Source organism: Acidovorax sp. SRB_14 (assembly GCF_012932145.1).
Lineage (GTDB): Bacteria > Pseudomonadota > Gammaproteobacteria > Burkholderiales > Burkholderiaceae_C > Simplicispira.
Genome location: NZ_MWOK01000025.1, coordinates 17513 through 38022 on the forward strand (window position 1 = coordinate 17513; position 20510 = coordinate 38022).

The 20510-nt window shown below is 67.0% G+C and carries 19 protein-coding genes and 1 riboswitch; of the genes, 13 read left to right on the top strand and 6 right to left on the bottom strand.

The genetic code is table 11. The features are described from left to right. Positions 1-66 precede the first annotated feature (66 nt). From B2J86_RS15410 to B2J86_RS15435, 6 genes are all read right to left on the bottom strand, one after another. Entirely contained in the window at positions 67-900 is an 834-nt protein-coding gene (locus B2J86_RS15410) for a DMT family transporter (RefSeq protein ID WP_169636151.1), read from the bottom strand. 140 nt (positions 901-1040) lie between these two features. After that, complete coding sequence (locus B2J86_RS15415; RefSeq protein WP_173026040.1) at positions 1041-3365, bottom strand: penicillin-binding protein 1A; 2325 nt, start codon at positions 3363-3365, stop codon at positions 1041-1043. A gap of 60 nt (positions 3366-3425) precedes the next feature. Then, entirely contained in the window at positions 3426-4040 is a 615-nt protein-coding gene (locus B2J86_RS15420) for a trimeric intracellular cation channel family protein (protein ID WP_169168088.1), read from the bottom strand. A gap of 223 nt (positions 4041-4263) precedes the next feature. After that, positions 4264-4354: riboswitch (glycine riboswitch) on the bottom strand. Between the two features lie 167 nt (positions 4355-4521). Continuing rightward, the gene (lipA, locus tag B2J86_RS15425; protein WP_169168087.1) at positions 4522-5502 is read right to left on the bottom strand and encodes a lipoyl synthase; all 981 of its coding nucleotides are present in this window, start codon (positions 5500-5502) and stop codon (positions 4522-4524) included. A gap of 14 nt (positions 5503-5516) precedes the next feature. Continuing rightward, positions 5517-6197, bottom strand: coding sequence for a lipoyl(octanoyl) transferase LipB (lipB, locus tag B2J86_RS15430; RefSeq protein WP_173026041.1), 681 nt, complete (start codon positions 6195-6197; stop codon positions 5517-5519). A gap of 23 nt (positions 6198-6220) precedes the next feature. Then, the gene (locus tag B2J86_RS15435; protein ID WP_173026042.1) at positions 6221-6529 is read right to left on the bottom strand and encodes a YbeD family protein; all 309 of its coding nucleotides are present in this window, start codon (positions 6527-6529) and stop codon (positions 6221-6223) included. Between the two features lie 251 nt (positions 6530-6780). Here B2J86_RS15435 and B2J86_RS15440 point away from each other — a divergent pair, with 251 nt between their 5' ends. From B2J86_RS15440 to pdeM, 13 genes are all read left to right on the top strand, one after another. Then, a complete protein-coding gene (locus B2J86_RS15440; protein ID WP_371736586.1) occupies positions 6781-7248 on the top strand; it encodes an ATP synthase subunit I in 468 nt (155 codons plus the stop codon). 19 nt (positions 7249-7267) lie between these two features. Then, a complete protein-coding gene (gene atpB / locus B2J86_RS15445) occupies positions 7268-8131 on the top strand; it encodes a F0F1 ATP synthase subunit A (RefSeq protein WP_169168083.1) in 864 nt (287 codons plus the stop codon). 50 nt (positions 8132-8181) lie between these two features. After that, complete coding sequence (atpE, locus tag B2J86_RS15450) at positions 8182-8430, top strand: F0F1 ATP synthase subunit C (RefSeq protein ID WP_091458130.1); 249 nt, start codon at positions 8182-8184, stop codon at positions 8428-8430. A 34-nt stretch (positions 8431-8464) separates the two neighbouring features. Then, entirely contained in the window at positions 8465-8935 is a 471-nt protein-coding gene (locus tag B2J86_RS15455; protein ID WP_169168082.1) for a F0F1 ATP synthase subunit B, read from the top strand. Between the two features lie 10 nt (positions 8936-8945). Further along, positions 8946-9488, top strand: coding sequence for a F0F1 ATP synthase subunit delta (locus B2J86_RS15460; protein ID WP_173026043.1), 543 nt, complete (start codon positions 8946-8948; stop codon positions 9486-9488). 46 nt (positions 9489-9534) lie between these two features. Then, positions 9535-11088, top strand: coding sequence for a F0F1 ATP synthase subunit alpha (gene atpA, locus B2J86_RS15465; RefSeq protein ID WP_169168080.1), 1554 nt, complete (start codon positions 9535-9537; stop codon positions 11086-11088). 18 nt (positions 11089-11106) lie between these two features. Then, the gene (gene atpG, locus B2J86_RS15470; RefSeq protein WP_169168079.1) at positions 11107-11973 is read left to right on the top strand and encodes a F0F1 ATP synthase subunit gamma; all 867 of its coding nucleotides are present in this window, start codon (positions 11107-11109) and stop codon (positions 11971-11973) included. A gap of 33 nt (positions 11974-12006) precedes the next feature. After that, on the top strand, positions 12007-13413 hold the full coding sequence (atpD, locus tag B2J86_RS15475) for a F0F1 ATP synthase subunit beta (protein WP_169168078.1): 1407 nt from the start codon (positions 12007-12009) through the stop codon (positions 13411-13413). A gap of 72 nt (positions 13414-13485) precedes the next feature. Beyond that, the gene (locus B2J86_RS15480) at positions 13486-13902 is read left to right on the top strand and encodes a F0F1 ATP synthase subunit epsilon (protein ID WP_169168077.1); all 417 of its coding nucleotides are present in this window, start codon (positions 13486-13488) and stop codon (positions 13900-13902) included. 322 nt (positions 13903-14224) lie between these two features. Continuing rightward, positions 14225-15328: a ligase-associated DNA damage response exonuclease gene (locus B2J86_RS15485; RefSeq protein WP_173026044.1), complete on the top strand. Its 1104-nt coding sequence runs from the start codon at positions 14225-14227 to the stop codon at positions 15326-15328. Beyond that, entirely contained in the window at positions 15325-17010 is a 1686-nt protein-coding gene (locus tag B2J86_RS15490) for an ATP-dependent DNA ligase (RefSeq protein WP_173026045.1), read from the top strand. Before B2J86_RS15485 ends, B2J86_RS15490 begins: the two co-directional genes overlap by 4 nt. Positions 17011-17040: 30 nt before the next feature. Then, positions 17041-19803, top strand: coding sequence for a ligase-associated DNA damage response DEXH box helicase (locus B2J86_RS15495; protein WP_173026046.1), 2763 nt, complete (start codon positions 17041-17043; stop codon positions 19801-19803). A 17-nt stretch (positions 19804-19820) separates the two neighbouring features. Further along, positions 19821-20510, top strand: a complete 690-nt coding sequence (gene pdeM, locus B2J86_RS15500) for a ligase-associated DNA damage response endonuclease PdeM (protein WP_173026047.1) — start codon at positions 19821-19823, stop codon at positions 20508-20510.

Sequence of the window (20510 nt, forward strand, 5' to 3'; positions counted from 1 at the left end):
GATGCTATTAAAAAACTAGCTGTCAGCGCTTTAATGGTAAGCGTTTGAGGCCTTTTTCATGCCAGTTCAGCGGGTGCGCACCCCGAGCACGGCCGCGCCCAGGATCAGCGCCGTCGCCATGCCGATGCTGGCGTTCACGGGGCGGTCGGTGATGGCCATCAGCAGCGCGGTCGAGGCCAGCGGCGTGATGTAGCTCAGGATGCCGATGTGGCGCGGGTCGCCGAGCTTGAGCGCCCGGTCCCAGAGGTAGAACGACGCGCCCAGGGGCCCCAGGCCCATGGCCGCCAGCAGCGCCCAGTCGCTTGCCTGCAGCGCGGCGGCGGGCTCCAGCAGCGCGTGGCACAGCAGGGAAAGCAGGCCCGACACCAGCCCAAACAGGCCGATGGCGGTGGTGGGGAACGCGGCCATGCGGCGCGTGAGCAGCGAATAGGTCGACCAGACGAAGGCGGCCGCCAGCGCCGGCAGGTAGCCCCAGGCCAGGCGGCCGTCGAGGCCCTGGCCCGCGGTGATGGCCAGGGCCGCGCCGCCAAACCCCAGCAAGGCGGCCACCACATGCGGCCAGCGCAGCGCCACGCCCGGCAGCACCACGGGCGCCAGCACCACGATCAGCAGCGGCCACAGGTAGTTGACCAGGTTGGCCTCGACCGCGGGCGCATGGCGCAGTGCGACGAACAGCAGCAGGTGGTAGGCGAACAGGCCGTACACGCCGAGCGCCAGCGTGCGCAGCGGAATGCGCCACTGTGCGGGGTCGCGCAGCACCAGCGGCCAGGCGGGTACGCTGCCGATGACGAGCGCGATGCCCGTGAGCAGGAAGGGGGGGACGTGGGTCAGCGAGACCCCCAAGGCGGCCAGCGAGGCCCACAGTGCGATCGCGCCGAGCGCGTAGAGATTGGCTTGCATGGGCCAAGCGTAAACGCAAGCCCCGCCGCGCAGGGGTGCCGTGTGGCCGTCTTGCAACCCCTCCACCCGCGGTTCCCGATTGCGCTGCTGCGCGGACCATCCACAGAGTCAGTGCACTGCAGGACCGGTGGAGGCCAGCGTCAGCCGTTCTCGGCCGGAATTTCCCGGACCGCTGGACCGCCGACGATGCGTTCGCACTCGAAAAGGCCCTGCACAAACGGGTTCTGGTCGTCGACACAGCTGCGCGCGAGGTATTCGGGGTAGACAAAATCGTCGCCCAGGCGCGCCAGGCCCACGGGGATGCTGCGTTCCACCTCGGGTCGGTCGGCGATGGCCGTCTTCATGTAATCGGTCCAGACCGGCAGGGCGAGAAGACCGCCTGTGACATTGCCCAGGCTGCGCGGCTGGTCGTAGCCCATCCAGACGACCGAGGCGACGCCCGAGGAATACCCGGCGAACCATACATCGCGCGCGCCGTTGGAGGTCCCTGTCTTGCCCGCCAGGTCCTTGCGGCCGAGCCGAGCCGCGCGCCGAGCGGTCCCGTGCTGGACGACATCGCGCAGCATGCTGTCCATCACGTAGGCATTGCGCTCCGAAATGGCCTGCCTGCGCGGAGACTCCGTGCGGGCTTCATAGAGCACCTGGCCATTGCGTTCACTCACCTTGCTGACCAAGCGGGGCTCGACCAGGGCCCCGCCATTGGCAAACACGGCATAGGCCTGCGTGAGTTGCAAGGGCGTGATCGCTCCCGCTCCCAAGGCCAGCGGCAGGCCAGGAGGGTTGAGTTCAGGCACAAACCCGAAACGGGAGGCGAACTGCTGCACATACTCCGCGCCCGCCGCCTGCATCAGATTGACGGCAACCAGATTCTTGGACCGCACCAAGCCCCGCCGGGCCGAAATGAAGCCTTCATAGTTGCCGCCGTAGTTGCGCGGGCTCCAGGCTTTCTGGCCCCGTGCCGAGGGGGTGACCACCCGCTGGGTATCGTCGACCAGGGTGCCAGGAAAGTAGCCTTTTTCCAGCGCCGCGGAAAACACGAAAGGCTTGAAGGTCGAGCCCGGCTGGCGCACCGCCTGCACTGCATGGTCGAAATTGTTGAACCGGAAGTCGAAGCCGCCCGTCAACGCCAGGATCTCCCCTGACTCGGCATCGATGGACACGAGCGCCCCCTCCATCTTCGGCAGGTGGCTCAAGTGCCACCGTTGCTGCGCATCGGCCAGCACGCGGACCACGGCGCCCGGGCCGATGCGTGTGCGCGCTGGCGCATCCGGCATGAGGGCGCGGCGGGCGCTGGCGCTCAGCGCTTTGCGGGCGATGTGGACCGGTGTGCCGTCGCGCAAGGCCGCCACGATGCCTGCCGTGTCCGAGGCCTCCAGCACGATGGCTGCGCGCAACGCCCCACTGTCGCGGTAGGGCGCGAGCGCCTTCCGGATCGCTGGCAGATCGCCGCCACGGACCGGCGCGCTGGCACGACCTTCCGGCCCGGCATAGCCGCGCTGGCCCTGTGCATCGACCAGGCCCCTGCGCAACGCGCGCGAGGCGGCCTGCTGTTCGGGCAGACTGATCGTGGTGTGCACATCGAGCCCCATCGAATAGGCGCCGTCGCCATATTGCGCGACCATCATCTGGCGCGCTTGCTCGACGGCATACGCGGCGCTGGGCACGATGGAATGGGAGCGGGGCCTCAACACCAAGGCTTCGGCGCGGGCCGCCGCATGGGCAGGGCCGTCCAGGTGGCCGAGTTCCCGCATGCGGTGGAGGATGTGCTGCTGGCGGACGATGGCGCGTTCGCGGTTGGCCACAGGGTTGTAGGCCGAGGGGGCTTTGGGCAGTCCGGCGAGGAGGGCCGACTCGGCAACGCTCAACTGATCGAGGGTCTTGTCGAAATAGATGGACGCGGCCGCAGCGAATCCGTACGCGCGTTCACCCAGATAGACCTGGTTCATGTACAGCTCAAGGATCTTGTCCTTGCTGTAGACCGATTCGAGTTTGTAGGCCAGCAGGATCTCCATGATCTTGCGGCTGTAGGTCTTTTCCCGGCTCAGGAAGAAAACGCGTGCGACCTGCATCGTGATGGTGCTGCCGCCCTGGGCATGCTCGCCCGCCCGGAGATTGCGCCAGGCCGAGCGCGCCAGGCCCGAGAAGTCCACCGCGCCATGTTCGTAGTACCGGGCATCCTCGATCGCCAGCAACGCTTGCCGCATGGTCTGCGGGATGCGCTCGATCGGCACAAATTCGCGCCGCTCCTGGCCATACTCGGCCAGCAAGCTGCCATCCCTGGCATAAATCCGCATCGGCAGCTTGGGGTCGTAGTCGGCGAGGTGGTCGATCGCGGGCAAGCGTTGCCACAGCACGTAGAGGCCGTACGTTGCGCTGAGGGTGGCGCAGAGGAACAACCCGATGACCACACCGGCCACAAAGGGCCATCGCGAACGGGTTTCTGCAGGGGGGGTATTGGGGGTCATGGGAAGGGGTTTGGCCACCGCGTTGGCGATGTGCGCTCCGCCAGGGGCCTGCGCGCTGCGCTATTCCCAGCGCTGCTGAAAGGAAAATGTGGGCAGCTTCCAGCCTTGCCAGATCGCCAGCAGACGCAGTGCCAGGCCCACCCCGAAGCTGATTCCCGTGCTCAGATCGACATCGACGCCGAACTCCAGCAGGGCAAGAAACACGGTGCAGACGATCAGCGAGACGACCGCATACAGCTCACGCCGAAACACCACGGGCACCTGGTTGCACAGGACGTCGCGGACGATGCCGCCAAAAATGCCGGTGATCATCCCGGACATGACGACCACGGGAAAGGCGTAGTCCATCTCGCGCGCGACATTGCAGCCGATCAAGGAAAACGCGATCAGTCCCATGGCGTCGAGCACCAGAAATACCCGCTTCAACTGCTGCATGTGGGACGCCACCACCGTGGTCAGCAGTCCGGCAGAAATCACCAGGTAGATGTATTCCGGGTGCTGGGTCCAGCCGATGGGAAAGTGGCCGAGGATCATGTCGCGCACGGTTCCGCCGCCGAGCGCCGTGACAAAGGCGATCACGGCGACGCCGAACATGTCCATGTTGCGACGGCCGGCCGCAAGGGCGCCCGACATGGCTTCGGCGACGATTGCCACCAGATAGATGGCGGTCAGCACGCCGGCCCCTGGCAAGCAGCAACCGGCCGCTCGACGAGCGTGAAACAAGGGAACGAAAACATCGGGGGACGACACCTCAGAGGCAGGGCGCGCGGTGCCGCGGGCCCTGGAGCGCCTCTCCCTCTGTCCTTTTACCTGAGAGTTTCGGCTGCGCGAGCAGCCTGCCCCTTCGGTGGGTCATCAACGCGCAAAGTGCGGTGTGTGACCTCTCTCCAGTCGGCGAAATGGTTTTGCGGTCCGGTATGCCTGAGCGATGATGGGAGCTTGCGCCTTCGGCGGAGGCGCAAGGCGCCTCTCTCTCCCGCAAAACAAGCCGATTGTAACGGACGCCTGCCAGTGCCGTCGGCCTCCGTCGGCTGCCACCGCATTCGTGCGCTTGCACGGCACGCCGTTCAGGCCGGGAAGCGCGATGGGCCGCTGCACTTGCCGCTCGGTGCGCACCCGCTTCTCATCTGTTCCATCCACCACAGCGGGGTGGCATTCACACACCGGCAGCGTGGGCCTGCTGGTCGGCGTGGTAGCTGCTGCGCACCATGGCGCCCACGGCAGCGTGGGAAAAGCCCATCTTGTAGGCCTCTTCCTCAAACATCTTGAAGGTGTCGGGGTGCACGTAGCGGCGCACCGGCAGGTGGCTGCTGGACGGAGCCAGGTACTGGCCGATGGTCAGCATGTCGATGCCGTGCGCGCGCATGTCGCGCATGACCTGCAGGATCTCCTCGTCGGTCTCGCCGAGGCCGACCATGATGCCGCTCTTGGTCGGCACGTTCGGGTGCAGAGCCTTGAACTTTTTCAGCAGGTTCAGCGAGAACTGGTAGTCCGAGCCCGGGCGCGCTTCCTTGTACAGGCGCGGCGCGGTTTCCAGGTTGTGGTTCATCACATCGGGGGGCGCGGCCTTGAGGATTTCGAGCGCGCGGTCGTCGCGGCCGCGGAAATCGGGCACCAGGATCTCGATCTGCGTGCTCGGCGAGAGTGCGCGGATGTGCTGGATGCATTCGACGAAATGGCCCGAGCCACCGTCGCGCAGGTCGTCGCGGTCCACGCTGGTGATCACCACGTATTGGAGGCGCAGCTTGGCAATCGTTTGGGCCAGCTTGAGCGGCTCGTCCTGGTCGAGCGGATCGGGGCGTCCATGGCCCACGTCGCAGAACGGGCAGCGGCGCGTGCACTTGTCGCCCATGATCATGAAAGTGGCCGTGCCCTTGCCGAAGCATTCGCCGATGTTTGGGCAGCTCGCTTCCTCGCAGACTGTGTGCAGCTTGTTCTCGCGCAGGATGTCCTTGATCTCGTAGAAGCGCGTGGTCGGCGAGCCAGCCCTGACGCGGATCCATGCGGGCTTCTTGAGCACTTCGCCCTGCTCGACCTTGATCGGAATGCGCGAGAGCTTGGCGGCGGCCTTTTGCTTGGCCAGGGGGTTGTAGGCTTCGGTGGACTGCGCTTCGCGGACGACTTCAGGGGGGCTCATGGCGTGTAGGCGGTTCAGGGAGCGAGCCGGGTGCAGAGCTGTTGGCCCAGCACCTGGGCGGCTTCGTCCCAAGTGGTGTGGACCCCGATTGTAGAAAGGTCCACCGTTTGCAAGCCGGCATAACCACAAGGGTTGATGCGCGCAAAGGGTTCGAGGTCCATGGCCACATTGAGCGCGACGCCGTGGTAGCTGCAGTGGCGACTGACCTTGATGCCCAGCGCCGCGATCTTGCCCAGTCCCGCGAAGTCGGGCACGGCGCTGGCGCCATGCTGCGGGCGCTGCGGCAGCAGCGCATGGCTGCGCGGGTCGTCCAAGCGCACGTAGATGCCGGGGGCGTTGGCCACGCGGTGTCCGGTCACGCCGTAGTGCGCGAGCGTGCGGATCACGGCCTCTTCAATGCGGTAGACCAATTCCTTGACGTAATAGCCGGCGCGCCGCAGATCGACGAGCGGGTAGGCCACCACCTGGCCCGGGCCGTGGAAGGTGACCTGGCCGCCGCGGTTGGTGGCCACCACGGGGATGCCGCCGGGCTGCAGCACATGCTCGGCGCGGCCCGCCAGGCCCTGGGTGAAGGTGGCAGGGTGCTCGCACAGCCAGAGCTGGTCGGGTTCGTCCGGGGCGCGCTCGGCGGTAAAGGCCTGCATGGCCTCGTAGGTGGGCAGGTAGGGCACTTGGCCCAGGGTGCGGATCTCCATCGGTATCGGTGCCTCGCCCCGGCTCAGAGCACGACCTTGACCAGCGGGTGCGAGGACAGCGCGCGGTACAGGTCGTCCAGCTGCGCGCGGCTGGTGGCCGTGACGGTCATGGTCACGCCCAGGTAGTTGCCGGCGCTGCTCTGGCGCAGTTCAATGGTCGATGCGTCGAAGTCCGGATCAAAGCGGTGCGCCAGTTCCGTGACGGCGTGCACAAAACCGTCGACCTTGGCGCCCATCACCTTGATCGGAAAGCGCGACGGATACTCGATGAGCGAGTCCCGGCGGGGGTCGGGGACCGGGGCGTCAGCAGGAGAAGGCGGAGATTTCGTCATGTCGATGCTCTTGATTTAATAGCTATTGACGCAAGCCCATTGCGCGCCAAGGGCCCATTTTCCTTGTATTCCGAGTGGCCTGCCAAGGCGGCGGACGAATGCCGCGGCGTTGGATTCGCGCCACAGCTGTTCGGCGCCGTGCGCGGGGCATGGCATTGCGCGCCGCGGGATATTGGCCTGCGCCACGGGTTTTTACTTATAATCAGGGGCTTTGTGGAAGTTGCTGTCTGTAACCTGTGGGGAGTTCCATGGTGAATCCAAGCGCCCCAAGGCCTGAAGCTGAGGATGAAGAACCCGACTTCAAGCCCCTGACGGCGCAAGAGGCGCAGGCATGGCGCAAGCGCCATCCCGCCCTGTCGGTCTGGTGGCTGGTGGGTGCGCAGGCGCTGGTGGGCGTGCTGGTGGCAGTGGCCACGGGCCTGTGGACAGGCAAGGCCTTTCTGGCCTGGTCGGCTGCCTATGGTGCTCTGGCGGTGGTGTTGCCATCGGCCTTGTTTGCGCGTGGCATGGGCCGTGTGCGGGCTTCCGGGGGTGCCGCATTGGCGGGATTCTTTGGGTGGGAGATGGCCAAGATTGCATTGACTGTCGCCATGCTGGCGGCAGCGCCGAAGTTGATTGCACCGCTGAGCTGGCTGGCCTTGCTGGTGGGCATGGTGGTGACAATGAAAACGTACTGGATTGCGCTGTGGGCGCGGCCTGGTGTCCGAAAAACCGATTGATATAGAGAAGAGTTGTCCGATGGCCGCAGAAGCGCACGCTCCGACTGCAAGTGAATACATCGTTCACCACCTGCAGCATCTTCAGAACATCAAGCAGAAATCCATCATCGACATGTCGGTGATCAACTACGACTCCGTCATCGTGAGCGTGTTGGTGGGTTTTCTGGGGCTGTTCGTTTTCTGGCTTGCTGCCCGCAAGGCGACGTCCGGCGTGCCGGGACGCTTCCAGGCGGCGGTCGAGATGATGGTGGAAATGGTGGACAACCAGGCCAAGGCCAACATCCACAACGCGCAAAGCCGCAAATTCATTGCGCCGCTGGCACTCACGGTGTTTGTCTGGATCTTCCTGATGAACGCCATGGACTTGCTGCCCGTGGATCTGCTACCCGTGCTCTGGCAAGGGGCCACAGGCGACAGCCACGCCTACCTGCGCATCGTGCCCACGGCCGACCTCTCCACCACGCTGGGCCTGTCGTCCGCCGTGCTGATCCTGTGCTTCTTCTACAGCATCAAGATCAAGGGCATGGGCGGCTGGGCGCACGAACTGGTGACCGCGCCGTTCGGCACCAGCAAGAATCCCGTCTTCGCCCTGATCCTGGGCGTGGTCAACCTGCTCATGCAGGTCATTGAATACGTTGCCAAGACCGTCTCGCATGGCATGCGACTGTTTGGCAACATGTACGCTGGTGAGTTGGTGTTCATGCTGATTGCCCTGATGGGTGGTGCTGCTGCCATGTCGCTCTCTGGTGTGTTGCTCCCTGTGGGGCACATCATTGCGGGCTCGATCTGGGCGATTTTTCATATTTTGATCATCACCCTGCAAGCCTTCATTTTCATGATGCTGACGCTGATTTACCTCGGCCAGGCGCATGAAGCCCACTGACCATTCCTTTCTTTCTTTTTCAACCTTTCTTTCTTAAATCAGGAGTCATCATGGAAAACATTCTCGGTCTCGTCGCTCTGGCTTGTGGTCTGATCGTTGGTCTGGGCGCTATCGGCGCCTCCATCGGCATCGCTTTGATGGGCGGCAAGTTCCTGGAAGCTTCGGCACGCCAGCCTGAGCTGATCAACGAACTGCAAACCAAGATGTTCATCTTGGCCGGTCTGATCGACGCGGCCTTCCTGATCGGCGTGGCCATCGCCCTGCTGTTCGCTTTCGCCAACCCCTTCGTTCTGGCCTAAGCCCCGATCAACGCCCAACTAGAAAGGTGTTGCCGTGAGTATCAACGCGACCCTGTTCGTTCAGGCCATCGTCTTCTTGATCCTGGTGCTGTTCACGATGAAATTCGTGTGGCCCCCGATCGCGAAGGCGCTGGACGAACGAGCCCAGAAAATCGCCGATGGCCTCGCTGCTGCCGACCGTGCCAAGTCCGAGCTGACCGCTGCCAACCAGCGCGTCGAGCAGGAACTGTCACAGACGCGCAACGAGACGGCTACGCGTCTTGCGGATGCCGACCGTCGTGCACAGGCCATCATCGAAGAGGCCAAGGCCCGTGCCACCGACGAAGGCAACAAGATCGTCGCCGCTGCCCGTGCCGAGGCCCAGCAGCAGAGCATCCAGGCCCGCGAGGCGCTGCGCGAACAGGTCGCCGCGCTGGCGGTCAAGGGCGCCGAGCAGATTCTCCGCAAGGAAGTCAATGCCGGCGTTCACGCCGATCTGCTCAACCGCCTGAAGACCGAGCTGTAAGGGGACAACCATGGCCGAACTCGCCACCATTGCCCGCCCTTACGCCGAAGCCCTGTTCAAGGCCTGCACCGCGCACGCGGATGCCGACCTGGACAGCGCCGTCGTCTGGGTGGATGAATTGGCGGCGATTGCCGCCAACCCCCAGCTGCGCCAGCTGGCCGACAACCCCAAGGTGACCGACAGCGAAGTGTTCGACGTCATCGCCGGGGTGGCACGCTCTGCGCTGCCGGAGATGGCCCGGAACTTCCTGCGCACCGTGATCGACAACGACCGCGTGGACACGCTGCCTGAAGTGGCGGCGCAATTTCGTGCCCTGGTGAACCGCCGCAACGGCTCGTCCGATGCCGTGGTGTACAGCGCTTTTGCGATGGACGGCGCCGCGCTGGCCGGGCTGGGCGCAGTGCTTGAAAAGCGCTTTGGCCGCAAGCTCAATCTCACCGTGCAGCAGGATGAATCGCTGATCGGTGGCATTCGCATCGTGGTGGGTGACGAGGTGCTCGACACCTCGGTCAAAGCCCGTCTGGAACAAATGAAAGCGGCCCTCACCGCGTAATGCGCGGCGTGAGGTATCGGCTAAACAAAGAAAGAAGGAAAGAGTCATGCAACTCAATCCCGCAGAAATTTCTGAACTCATCAAGAGCCGCATCGAAGGGCTGGCAGCCAGCAGCGACATCCGCAACCAGGGCACCGTGGTGTCCGTGTCTGACGGTATCGTGCGCGTCCATGGCCTGTCCGACGTGATGCAGGGCGAAATGCTCGAGTTCCCCGCCACCGCGGACGGCACGCCTTCCTACGGCCTGGCCCTGAACCTTGAGCGCGACTCGGTCGGCGCCGTGATTCTGGGCGAGTACGAGCACATCTCCGAAGGCAACACCGTCAAGTGCACGGGCCGCATTCTGGAAGTGCCCGTCGGCCCCGAGCTGATTGGCCGCGTGGTCAACGCCCTGGGCCAGCCCATCGACGGCAAGGGCCCGGTCAATGCGAAGCTGACCGACGTGATCGAAAAGGTCGCTCCCGGCGTGATCGCCCGCAAGTCGGTGGACCAGCCGCTGCAGACCGGTATGAAGTCGATCGACTCCATGGTGCCCGTCGGCCGTGGCCAGCGCGAGCTGATCATTGGCGACCGCCAGACCGGCAAGACCGCCGTGGCCATCGACGCCATCATCGCCCAGAAGGGCCAGGGCGTGACCTGCATCTATGTGGCGATCGGCCAGAAGGCCTCGTCCATCAAGAACGTGGTGCGTTCGCTGGAACAAGCTGGCGCGATGGAATACACCATCGTCGTGGCCGCTTCGGCCTCCGAGTCCGCCGCCATGCAGTACGTGTCGGCCTACTCGGGCTGCACCATGGGCGAGTACTTCCGCGACCGCGGCGAAGACGCCCTGATCGTGTACGACGACCTGTCCAAGCAGGCCGTGGCCTACCGCCAGGTCTCGCTGCTGCTGCGCCGCCCACCAGGCCGTGAAGCCTACCCCGGCGACGTGTTCTACCTCCACAGCCGCCTGCTCGAGCGCGCTGCCCGCGTGAACGCCGACTATGTCGAAGCTTTCACCAAGGGTGAAGTCAAGGGCAAGACGGGCTCGCTGACCGCACTGCCGATCATCGAAACGCAGGCCGGCGACGTGTCGGCCTTCGTGCCCACGAACGTGATCTCGATCACGGACGGCCAGATCTTCCTGGAAACCAGCCTGTTCAACGCCGGTATCCGCCCCGCCATCAACGCCGGCATCTCGGTGTCGCGCGTCGGTGGTGCAGCCCAGACCAAGCTCATCAAGAGCCTGTCCGGCGGTATCCGTACCGACTTGGCCCAGTACCGTGAGCTGGCGGCGTTTGCGCAGTTCGCCTCCGACCTGGACGAAGCCACCCGCAAGCAGCTCGAGCGCGGTGCCCGCGTGACCGAACTGCTCAAGCAGGCGCAGTACAGCCCGCTGTCCATCTCGCTGATGGGTGCGACGCTGTTCGCGGTGAACAAGGGCTACCTGGACGACATCGACGTCAAGAAGGTCCTCGACTTCGAACACGGCCTGCACCAGTTCCTCAAGACCAGCCATGCCGCCTTGCTGGCCAAGCTGGAGAAGGACCGTGCCATGGACAAGGACGCTGAAGCCGAATTGAACGCCGCAGTCGCTGCGTTCAAGAAGTCGTTCGCTTAAGCCGGACGAGGAGCGATCATGGCAGCAGGCAAGGAAATACGCGGCAAGATCAAATCGGTGGAAAACACCAAGAAGATCACCAAGGCCATGGAAATGGTGGCCGCATCCAAAATGCGCAAGGCGCAGGAACGGATGCGCGCAGCCCGCCCCTACAGCGAGAAGATCCGCAACATCGCGGCCCACCTGGGCCAGGCCAACCCCGAGTACGTGCACCCGTTCATGCAAGTGAATGAGTCCAAGGTGGCCGGTGTCATCGTCGTCACGACCGACAAGGGTCTGTGCGGTGGCATGAACACCAACGTGCTGCGTGTGGTGACGACCAAGTTGCGTGAACTGCAGAGCGCTGGCGTGTCCACCGAGGCTGTGGCCATTGGCAACAAGGGCTTGGGTTTTCTGAACCGCGTGGGCGCCCGCGTGGTGGCGCATGCCACCGGGCTGGGCGACACGCCGCATCTCGACAAGCTGGTCGGTCCCGTGAAGGTGCTGCTCGACGCCTACGCCGAAGGCAAGATCAACGCGGTGTACCTGAGCTACACCAAGTTCATCAACACCATGAGGCAGGAGTCGGTGGTGGAGCAGCTGCTCCCCCTGTCTTCCGAGCACATGCAGGCCGGCAAGACGGCGCATGGTTGGGACTACATCTACGAGCCGGATGCGCAAAGCGTCATTGACGAGCTGCTGGTCCGCTACGTCGAGTCGCTGATCTACCAGGCCGTTGCGGAAAACATGGCGTCCGAGCAGTCGGCGCGCATGGTGGCCATGAAGGCTGCGACCGACAACGCCGGCAGCGTCATTGGCGAGTTGAAGCTGATCTACAACAAGACGCGCCAGGCAGCGATCACGAAAGAACTTTCGGAAATCGTCTCGGGCGCCGCTGCTGTGTAAACAGCTCAACAAACATCTAATTTGGAGCGAAAAATGGCTCAAGTACAAGGCAAGATTGTTCAATGTATCGGTGCTGTGGTGGACGTGGAGTTCCCGCGCAACCAGATGCCCAAGATTTACGACGCTCTGAAGCTCGACGGCTCGGCCCTGACGCTGGAAGTGCAGCAGCAGCTGGGTGACGGCATCGTGCGCACCATTGCGCTGGGCTCGTCCGACGGCCTGCGCCGCGGGCTGATGGTGTCCAACACCGGCAACCCCATCACCGTGCCCGTGGGCAAGGCGACGCTGGGCCGCATCATGGACGTGCTGGGCGCGCCCATCGACGAGCGCGGTCCGGTCAGCCAGGAACTGACGGCCTCCATCCACCGCAAGGCCCCTGCCTACGACGAACTGTCGCCCTCGCAAGAGCTGCTGGAAACCGGCATCAAGGTGATCGACCTGGTGTGCCCGTTCGCCAAGGGCGGCAAGGTGGGCCTGTTCGGTGGCGCCGGCGTGGGCAAGACCGTGAACATGATGGAGCTCATCAACAACATCGCCAAGGCCCACAGCGGTCTGTCGGTGTTCGCTGGGGTGGGCGAGCGTACCCGCGAAGGCAACGACTTCTACCACGAGATGGCCGACTCCGGCGTGGTGAACCTCGAGAAGCTCGAAGAGTCCAAAGTGGCCATGGTCTACGGCCAGATGAACGAGCCCCCGGGCAACCGTCTGCGCGTGGCCCTCACGGGTTTGACCATTGCGGAATCCTTCCGTGACGAAGGCCGCGACGTGCTGTTCTTCGTGGACAACATCTACCGCTACACGCTGGCCGGTACCGAAGTGTCCGCCCTGCTGGGCCGCATGCCTTCCGCCGTGGGTTACCAGCCCACGCTGGCCGAGGAAATGGGCCGTCTGCAAGAGCGCATCACCTCGACCAAGGTCGGTTCGATCACCTCCATCCAGGCCGTGTACGTGCCGGCGGACGACTTGACCGACCCCTCGCCCGCCACGACCTTCGCCCACTTGGACTCGACCGTGGTGCTGTCGCGCGATATCGCTTCGCTCGGTATCTACCCCGCCGTGGACCCGCTCGATTCGACCAGCCGCCAGCTGGATCCGGCCGTGGTCGGTGAAGACCACTACGCCGTGGCCCGTGGCGTGCAGGGCACGCTGCAGCGCTACAAGGAACTGCGCGACATCATCGCGATTCTGGGCATGGACGAGCTGGCCCCCGATGACAAGCTGGCCGTGGCCCGCGCGCGCAAGATCCAGCGTTTCCTGTCGCAGCCGTTCCACGTGGCCGAAGTGTTCACGGGCTCGCCCGGCAAGTACGTTCCGCTGTCTGAAACCATCCGTGGGTTCAAGATGATCGTGAACGGCGAGTGCGATCACCTGCCCGAGCAGGCCTTCTACATGGTCGGCACGATCGACGAAGCCTTCGAGAAGGCCAAGAAGGTGGCCTGATTGCCGAGCGGCTGACCGGCCATGCCGGTCGGCCCCCGCAAGCCAGCCACCCACCTTTTTCTAGGAGCAATGATGAACACCATCCACGTTGATGTGGTCAGCGCAGAAGAGTCCATCTTCTCCGGTGAAGCGCGTTTTGTCGCGCTGCCCGGCGAAGCGGGCGAACTGGGCGTGTACCCGCGTCACACTCCGCTGATCACGCGCATCAAGCCCGGCTCGGTGCGCATCGAAATGGCCGATGGCAGCGAAGAGTTTGTTTTCGTGGCCGGTGGCATTCTCGAAGTGCAGCCCGACTGCGTGACCGTGCTGTCCGACACCGCCATCCGCGGCAAGGACCTCGACGACAAGAAGGCCAACGAAGCCAAGGCGGCGGCCGAAGAGGCGCTGAAAAACGCCAAGAGCGAAATCGACATGGCGCGCGCCCAGTCCGAACTGGCCGTGATGGCCGCCCAGATCGCCGCGCTGCGCAAATTCCGCCAGAAGCGCTGAGGACCTGACCCCCGCGCCTGCTGACAAAGCCGCCTTCGAGCGGCTTTTTTCATGTCCCAGTCCACCGCGGCCCTGGCGCGCACCGCCCTCCGGCCAGCTGTGCAGCGTGGCACCACTCCCACCGCCGAGGGCGCCACGGCGGCGCGGGGCCTGCGTCACGGCGTAGGCGGGCGCTGACATCCGCTGGCGCTGTTCGGCAGCGCCGCGCGCGCGGCATGCGCTTTAGCATGGCGCATGGCCCGTTTCCCTTCCTTGGCTTCCGGTACCTGCGCCAGCGCCCCGAGGGGTGCAGGGACCGGGTGCACGCGCTGATCCGTCCGCCATGGCCGGCTCCGATCTGGTCGTCGCCCGCCCCGAGGGGCTGTACTGCCCTGCCGGCGACTTCTACATCGACCCCTGGCGCCCGGTGGACCGCGCCGTCATCACCCACGGGCATTCGGACCATGCGCGCAGTGGCCATGCGCACTACCTGGCGCACCACGACAGTGCAGGGGTCTTGCGCGCGCGGCTCGGCGCGGACATCACGCTGCAGACACTCGCCTATGGAGAAGCCATCACGCACCATGGGGTGCGTCTGTCGCTGCACCCGGCCGGCCATGTGCTGGGGTCCGCCCAGGTGCGCCTGGAGCACGGGTCGCAGGTCTGGGTGGCCTCGGGCGACTACAAGCTCGAACACGACGGCACCTGCGCTGCGTTCGAGCCGGTGCGCTGCGACACCTTTATCACCGAATCGACCTTCGGGCTGCCGATCTACCGCTGGCCAGCGCAGGCCGACCTGTTCGCCGACGTGAATGCGTGGTGGCGCGGCAACGCGGCGCTGGGCCGGCCCTCGGTGCTGTTCTGCTATGCCTTCGGCAAAGCGCAGCGTATCCTGCACGGCGTGGACGTCAGCATCGGTGCCCTGGTGGTGCATGGCGCGATCGAGCCCCTCAACGCGGTCTACCGCGCCGCGGGTGTGCGGCTGCCCGACACGCTGCGCGCCACCGACCCGCAGGCCACGCCGGCGCTGCTCGCGACCGCGCTGGTGCTCGCGCCGCCGTCGGCGCAGGGTACGCCGTGGATGCGGCGTTTCGGCCGCTGTGCGGATGCGTTTGCGAGCGGCTGGATGCAGCTGCGCGGCACGCGCCGGCGGCGCGGCGTGGACCGGGGCTTTGTGATGTCCGACCATGCCGATTGGCCCGGCCTGCAGCGCGCCATCGCGGGCACGGGGGCCGAGCGCATCTTTGTCACCCACGGCAGCGTGGCGGTGCTGGTGCGCTGGCTGCAGGAGCAGGGCCTGCAGGCGCAGGGGTTCCACACCGAGTACGGCGACGAAGACGCTGGCGCCGAGCCCGCTGCGCCGGCCGCAGCGCACGGCGGCGTTCCGCCCGCAGAGGCGCCTGCAGGGCCGCACGAACGCGGCAGTGAATTCCCCGGTGCGCCATGAAGGATTTTGCTGCGCTCTACCAGGCGCTCGATGCCAGCACCTCGAGTCTGGCCAAGCAGGCGGCGCTGCAGGCCTACCTGAAGCAGGCAGACCCGGCCGACGCGGCCTGGGTGGTCTACTTTCTGGGCGGCGGCAAGCCGCGCCAGCTGGTGCCGACCAAGGTGCTGCGGGCGCTGGCGCGCGAGGCGGCGGGCCTGCCCGAATGGCTGTTCGATGAAAGTTACGAAGCCGTCGGTGACCTGGCCGAAACGATTGCCTTGCTGCTGCCCGAGCCCACCGATGTGCACGCGCTGGGCTTGGCGCAGTGGATGGAGCAGCACCTGCTGCCGTTGCGCGGGCTCGCGCCCGACGCGCTGGCAAGCACTTTGCGGGCGCAGTGGGCGATGCTGGCAGTGCAGGAGCGGCTGGTCTACTTCAAGCTCATCACCGGGTCGTTCCGTGTCGGCGTGTCGCGGCTGCAGGTGACGCAGGCGCTGGCCGCGGTGAGCGCGGTCGATGCCAAGCGGATCGCGCAGCGCCTGATGGGCTACACGCACCTGGGCGCCCGCCCGACCGCGCCCGACTATCTGCGCCTCGTGGCGCCGGCCGAAGAGGCCGCGCAACCCGGGGGCGAAACCAGCGGCCACCCTTTTCCGTTCTTTCTCGCGCACCCGCTGTCGCTGCCGGTGCAGGCATTCGAAGCCGCGCTCGGGACGCCGTCGCAGTGGCTGGTCGAGTGGAAGTGGGACGGCATCCGGGCGCAGCTGGTGCACCGCGCGGGCGGCGTGTGGCTGTGGTCGCGCGGCGAGGAGCTGGTGACCGACCGCTACCCCGAACTCGAAGCGCTCGGCCATGCGTTGCCCGAGGGCACGGTGCTCGATGGCGAAATTGCCGTCTGGGAGCACGCGGCAGCGCAGGGGCTGCAGACCGGCGGGCGCGTGCGCCCGTTCGCCGACCTGCAAAAGCGCATCGGCCGCAAAACGTTGGGACCGAAGCTGCTGCGCGAGCTGCCGGTGGTGCTGATTGCCTACGACCTGCTTGAAGAGGGCGGCCAGGACCTGCGCAGCCTGCCGCAGCACGAGCGCCGCGCGCGGCTCGATGCCTTGCTTGAGTGCACGCCGCACCCGGCGCTGGTCGCGAGCCCGCCGCTGCACGGCCACAGCTGGGACGATCTGGCGCTGCAGCGCGAGCAGGCGCGCGCCCTCGGCGTCGAAGGGCTGATGCTCAAGGCACGCAACGCGCACTATGGCGTCGGCCGCACCAAGGACGTGGGCGTGTGGTGGAAATGGAAAATCGACCCGCTGAGCGTCGACGCGGTGCTGGTCTATGCGCAGCGCGGCCACGGCCGGCGCGCCAGCCTCTACAGCGACTACACCTTTGCGGTGTGGAGCGCGCCGCCCGGGGCGGACGAACGTGTGCTCGTGCCTTTTGCCAAGGCCTATTCGGGGCTGACCGATGCCGAAATGGCGCGCGTCGATGCGGTGGTCCGCAAGACCACGGTGGAATCGTTTGGCCCGGTGCGCAGCGTGCGGCCCACGCTGGTGTTCGAGCTCGGCTTTGAAGGCATTGCGCGCAGCAGCCGCCACAAGAGCGGCATCGCCGTGCGGTTTCCGCGCATGCTGCGCTGGCGCGAGGACAAACCGGTGGACGAGGCCGATTCGCTGCAGACCTTGTCGGCGCTGCTGCCCGGGGCAGGCGCATGAGGCGGGTGGTGCGTGGCGGCGGGACGCCCCATGGCTAAGACGCCTGCCCAGCAGGCCGTCGCCGGCTGGCTGGCCCAGAAGGGTTGGAAGCCGTTTGCGTTTCAGAAGCAGGTCTGGAAGGCGATTGCCGAGGGGCGCTCGGGGCTGCTGCATGCAACCACCGGCGCGGGCAAGACCTATGCCGTGTGGCTCGGCGCCCTGCAGGCGCTGGCCGACGGCGCCCCACAAAAAAACAAGCCAAATCGGCCTTTGGCCCAATCTGGATCAGCGCAGGCAGCTATCAAAAAAGGATCGGATGCGGCGGCGCCCCTGGCGGTGCTGTGGATCACGCCGATGCGCGCCCTGGCGGCCGACACGCTCAAGGCCTTGCAGGCGCCGCTGGCCGCTCTCGCCGCAGAGCATGGGGGCCTGGCGCGCTGGAGCACCGGCGCACGCACGGGCGACACCGCCAGCGCCGAGCGCAGCGCGCAGGCGCGGCGCCTGCCCACCGCGCTGGTGACGACACCCGAGAGCCTCACGCTGCTGCTCGCGCGCGCCGACGCGCGCGAGGCGCTCTCGGGCGTGCAGCTGGTGGTGGCGGACGAGTGGCATGAGCTGATCGGCAACAAGCGTGGCGTGCAGCTGCAGCTGGCGCTGGCGCGGCTGAGCGGCTGGAACCCGGCGCTGCGCATCTGGGGCCTGTCGGCCACGCTGGGCAACCTCGAAGAGGCCATGCGCACACTGCTGGCGGCGCAGGAGGATGGCAGCCGCAGCCTGCTGGTGCAGGGCGCGGTGCCCAAACGGTTGGTGGTGGACACCCTGCTGCCCGAGCGCCCCGAGCGCTTCAGCTGGGCCGGGCACCTCGGGCTGCGCATGTTGCCCCAGGTCGTGCGCGAGCTCGAGGCCACGCGCACGGCGCTGGTGTTCGTCAATGTGCGCTCGCAGGCCGAGCAGTGGTACCAGGCCATTCTGGCGGCGCGGCCCGAATGGGCGGGCGCGTTGGCGATCCACCACGGGTCGCTGGACCGCGGTGTGCGCGAGTGGGTGGAAGAGGGCCTCAAAACCGGCCGGCTGCGCGCGGTGGTCTGCACCTCCAGCCTGGACCTGGGCGTGGATTTTCTGCCGGTCGAGCGCGTGCTGCAAATCGGTTCGGCCAAGGGCATCGCGCGCCTGCTGCAGCGCGCCGGGCGCTCGGGGCATGCGCCCGGGCGCCCCTCGCGCATCACGCTCGTGCCCACGCACAGCCTCGAACTGATCGAAGCGGCCGCGGCGCGGCAGGCCGTGCACGCCGGCCGCGTGGAGGTGCGGCACACGCCGCAGCAACCGGTCGACGTGCTGGTGCAGCACCTGGTCACCGCGGCCCTGGGCGGGGGCTTTGAGCCTGCCGCGCTGTATGCCGAGGTGCGCCGCAGCGCCGCCTACCGCAACCTCTCGCCCGCCGTCTGGCAGTGGTGCCTGGACTTCGTGCAGCGCGGCGGCCCCTCGCTGGTGGCCTACCCCGACTACCACCGCGTGGGCCCCGACGCGCAAGGCCGGTGGCGCATGGCCGACGCGCGCCTGGCACGGCGCCACCGCGCCAACATCGGCACCATCGTGAGCGACGCCAGCATGGCCGTGCAGATGCTGCACGGCGCGCGCCTGGGGCAGATGGAGGAGGGTTTTCTCACGCGCCTGTCGCCGGGCGACTGCTTCCTGTTCGCGGGCCGCGCGCTGGAGCTGGTGCGCATCGCGCAGATGACCGCCTATGTGCGGCGCGCGCCGGCCGGCCGCCCCACGGTGCCGCGCTGGGCGGGCTCGCGCATGGCTTTGTCCACGGTCCTGGCCGGGTTCCTGGTGCGGCAGCTGGCCCAGGCCGCCGAGGGGCATTACGACAGCCCCGAAATGCGCAGCGTGCGGCCGCTGCTCGAGGTGCAGCAGCGCTGGTCCGCGCTCCCGACGCCGGCCACGCTGCTGGTCGAAACGCTGCGCACGCGCGAAGGCTGGCACCTGTTCCTCTACCCGTTCGCGGGCCGCCATGCCCACATCGGCCTGGCCAGCCTGATCGCCTGGCGCGCCGCCCAGCACGCGCCGGGAACGTTCTCGATGGCCGTCAACGACTACGGCCTGGAGCTGGTGAGTGCCACCGCGCGCGACTGGGCCGCGCTGCTGCCCGACCTGCTGCGCCCACCGCACGGCGGCGGTCCTGGCGCCGCGGCCGGCGCCAGCGCAGACACGGCGCGCGCCGCGCTGCTGCACGAGGTCGTCGCAAGCCTCAATGCCACGGAAATGGCCAAGCGCCGCTTTCGCGAGATCGCGCGCATCGCGGGCCTGGTGTTCCAAAGCCACCCGGGCGAGCGGCGCAGCGCGCGGCAGCTGCAGGCGTCTTCGCAGCTCTACTTCGAAGTGTTTCGCCAGTACGACCCCGGCAATCTGCTGCTGCGCCAGGCCGACGCCGAGGTGCTGAGCCAGGAGCTGGACGTGGCGCACATCCTCGCGAGCCTGCAGCGCATGCACACGCAAGAGCGGGTGGTAAAGGCGCTGGCGCGGCCAAGCCCGTTCGCGTTCGCCCTGATGGTGGAGCGCTTTCGCGAAAAGCTCAGCAATGAAAACCTGGCCGAGCGCATCGCCCGCATGCTGGCGCAGCTCGAGCGCGCGGCCGATGCGCCGGCCCCCGCGGCCCAGCGCCGGCCAGCGCCGGGGCAGGCGCCGGCGCCGACTGCCGAGGACGTGCGCCGCATGCTCGAATTCCTCCCGGGCGCGGGCGCGCCGGGGTCTGCCGAGCGTGCCACGCCGCGCAGAAAGCGGCCGCCGTCGCGGCCGCTGCCGTTGCTGTGACGCGCGCTGCCTGCCAGATGGCCCACTCTGCCTTGCCTTCCCCCGGCCCCGGCGCTCTGGGCGTGGAGGTGGCCGCAGAAGCGGTCTGGCTGCTGCCCGAACACGCGCTGTGGTGGCCGGCCGGCGCCTTGCTGCTGGTGGCGGATCTGCACCTGGGCAAGGCGGCCACCTTCCGCGCCCGCGGCCTGCCCGTGCCCGGCGGCACGACAGCGCGCAACCTCGCGCGCCTGTCGCAGCTGGTCACGCGGTGCGCACCGCGGCGCCTGGTGGTGCTGGGCGACTTCCTGCATGCGCAGGAGGCGCACACGCCGGCCGTGCTGCAGCCGCTGGCCCGGTGGCGCGGCCGGCACGCCGATCTGGACGTCGGGCTGGTGCGCGGCAACCACGACAGCCATGCGGGCGATCCGCCGGCCGCCCTGGGCATCGCGGTGGTCGATGAGCCCTGGCTGCTCGGCCCGTTTGCGCTGTGCCACCACCCGCAGCGCCATCCCACGCACCATGTGCTGGCCGGCCACTGGCACCCCGCGGTACACCTGTACGGTGCGGGGCACGACCGGCTGCGCCTGCCCTGCTTCTGCCTCGACGCGGGCATGGCGGTGCTGCCGGCGTTTGGCGAATTCACGGGGGGCATGGCGCTGCCGGCCGCTGCCGGGCGGCGCCGTTTCGCGGTCGGGGGTGGGTCGGTCTGGGCGGTGCCCGGGGGCTGA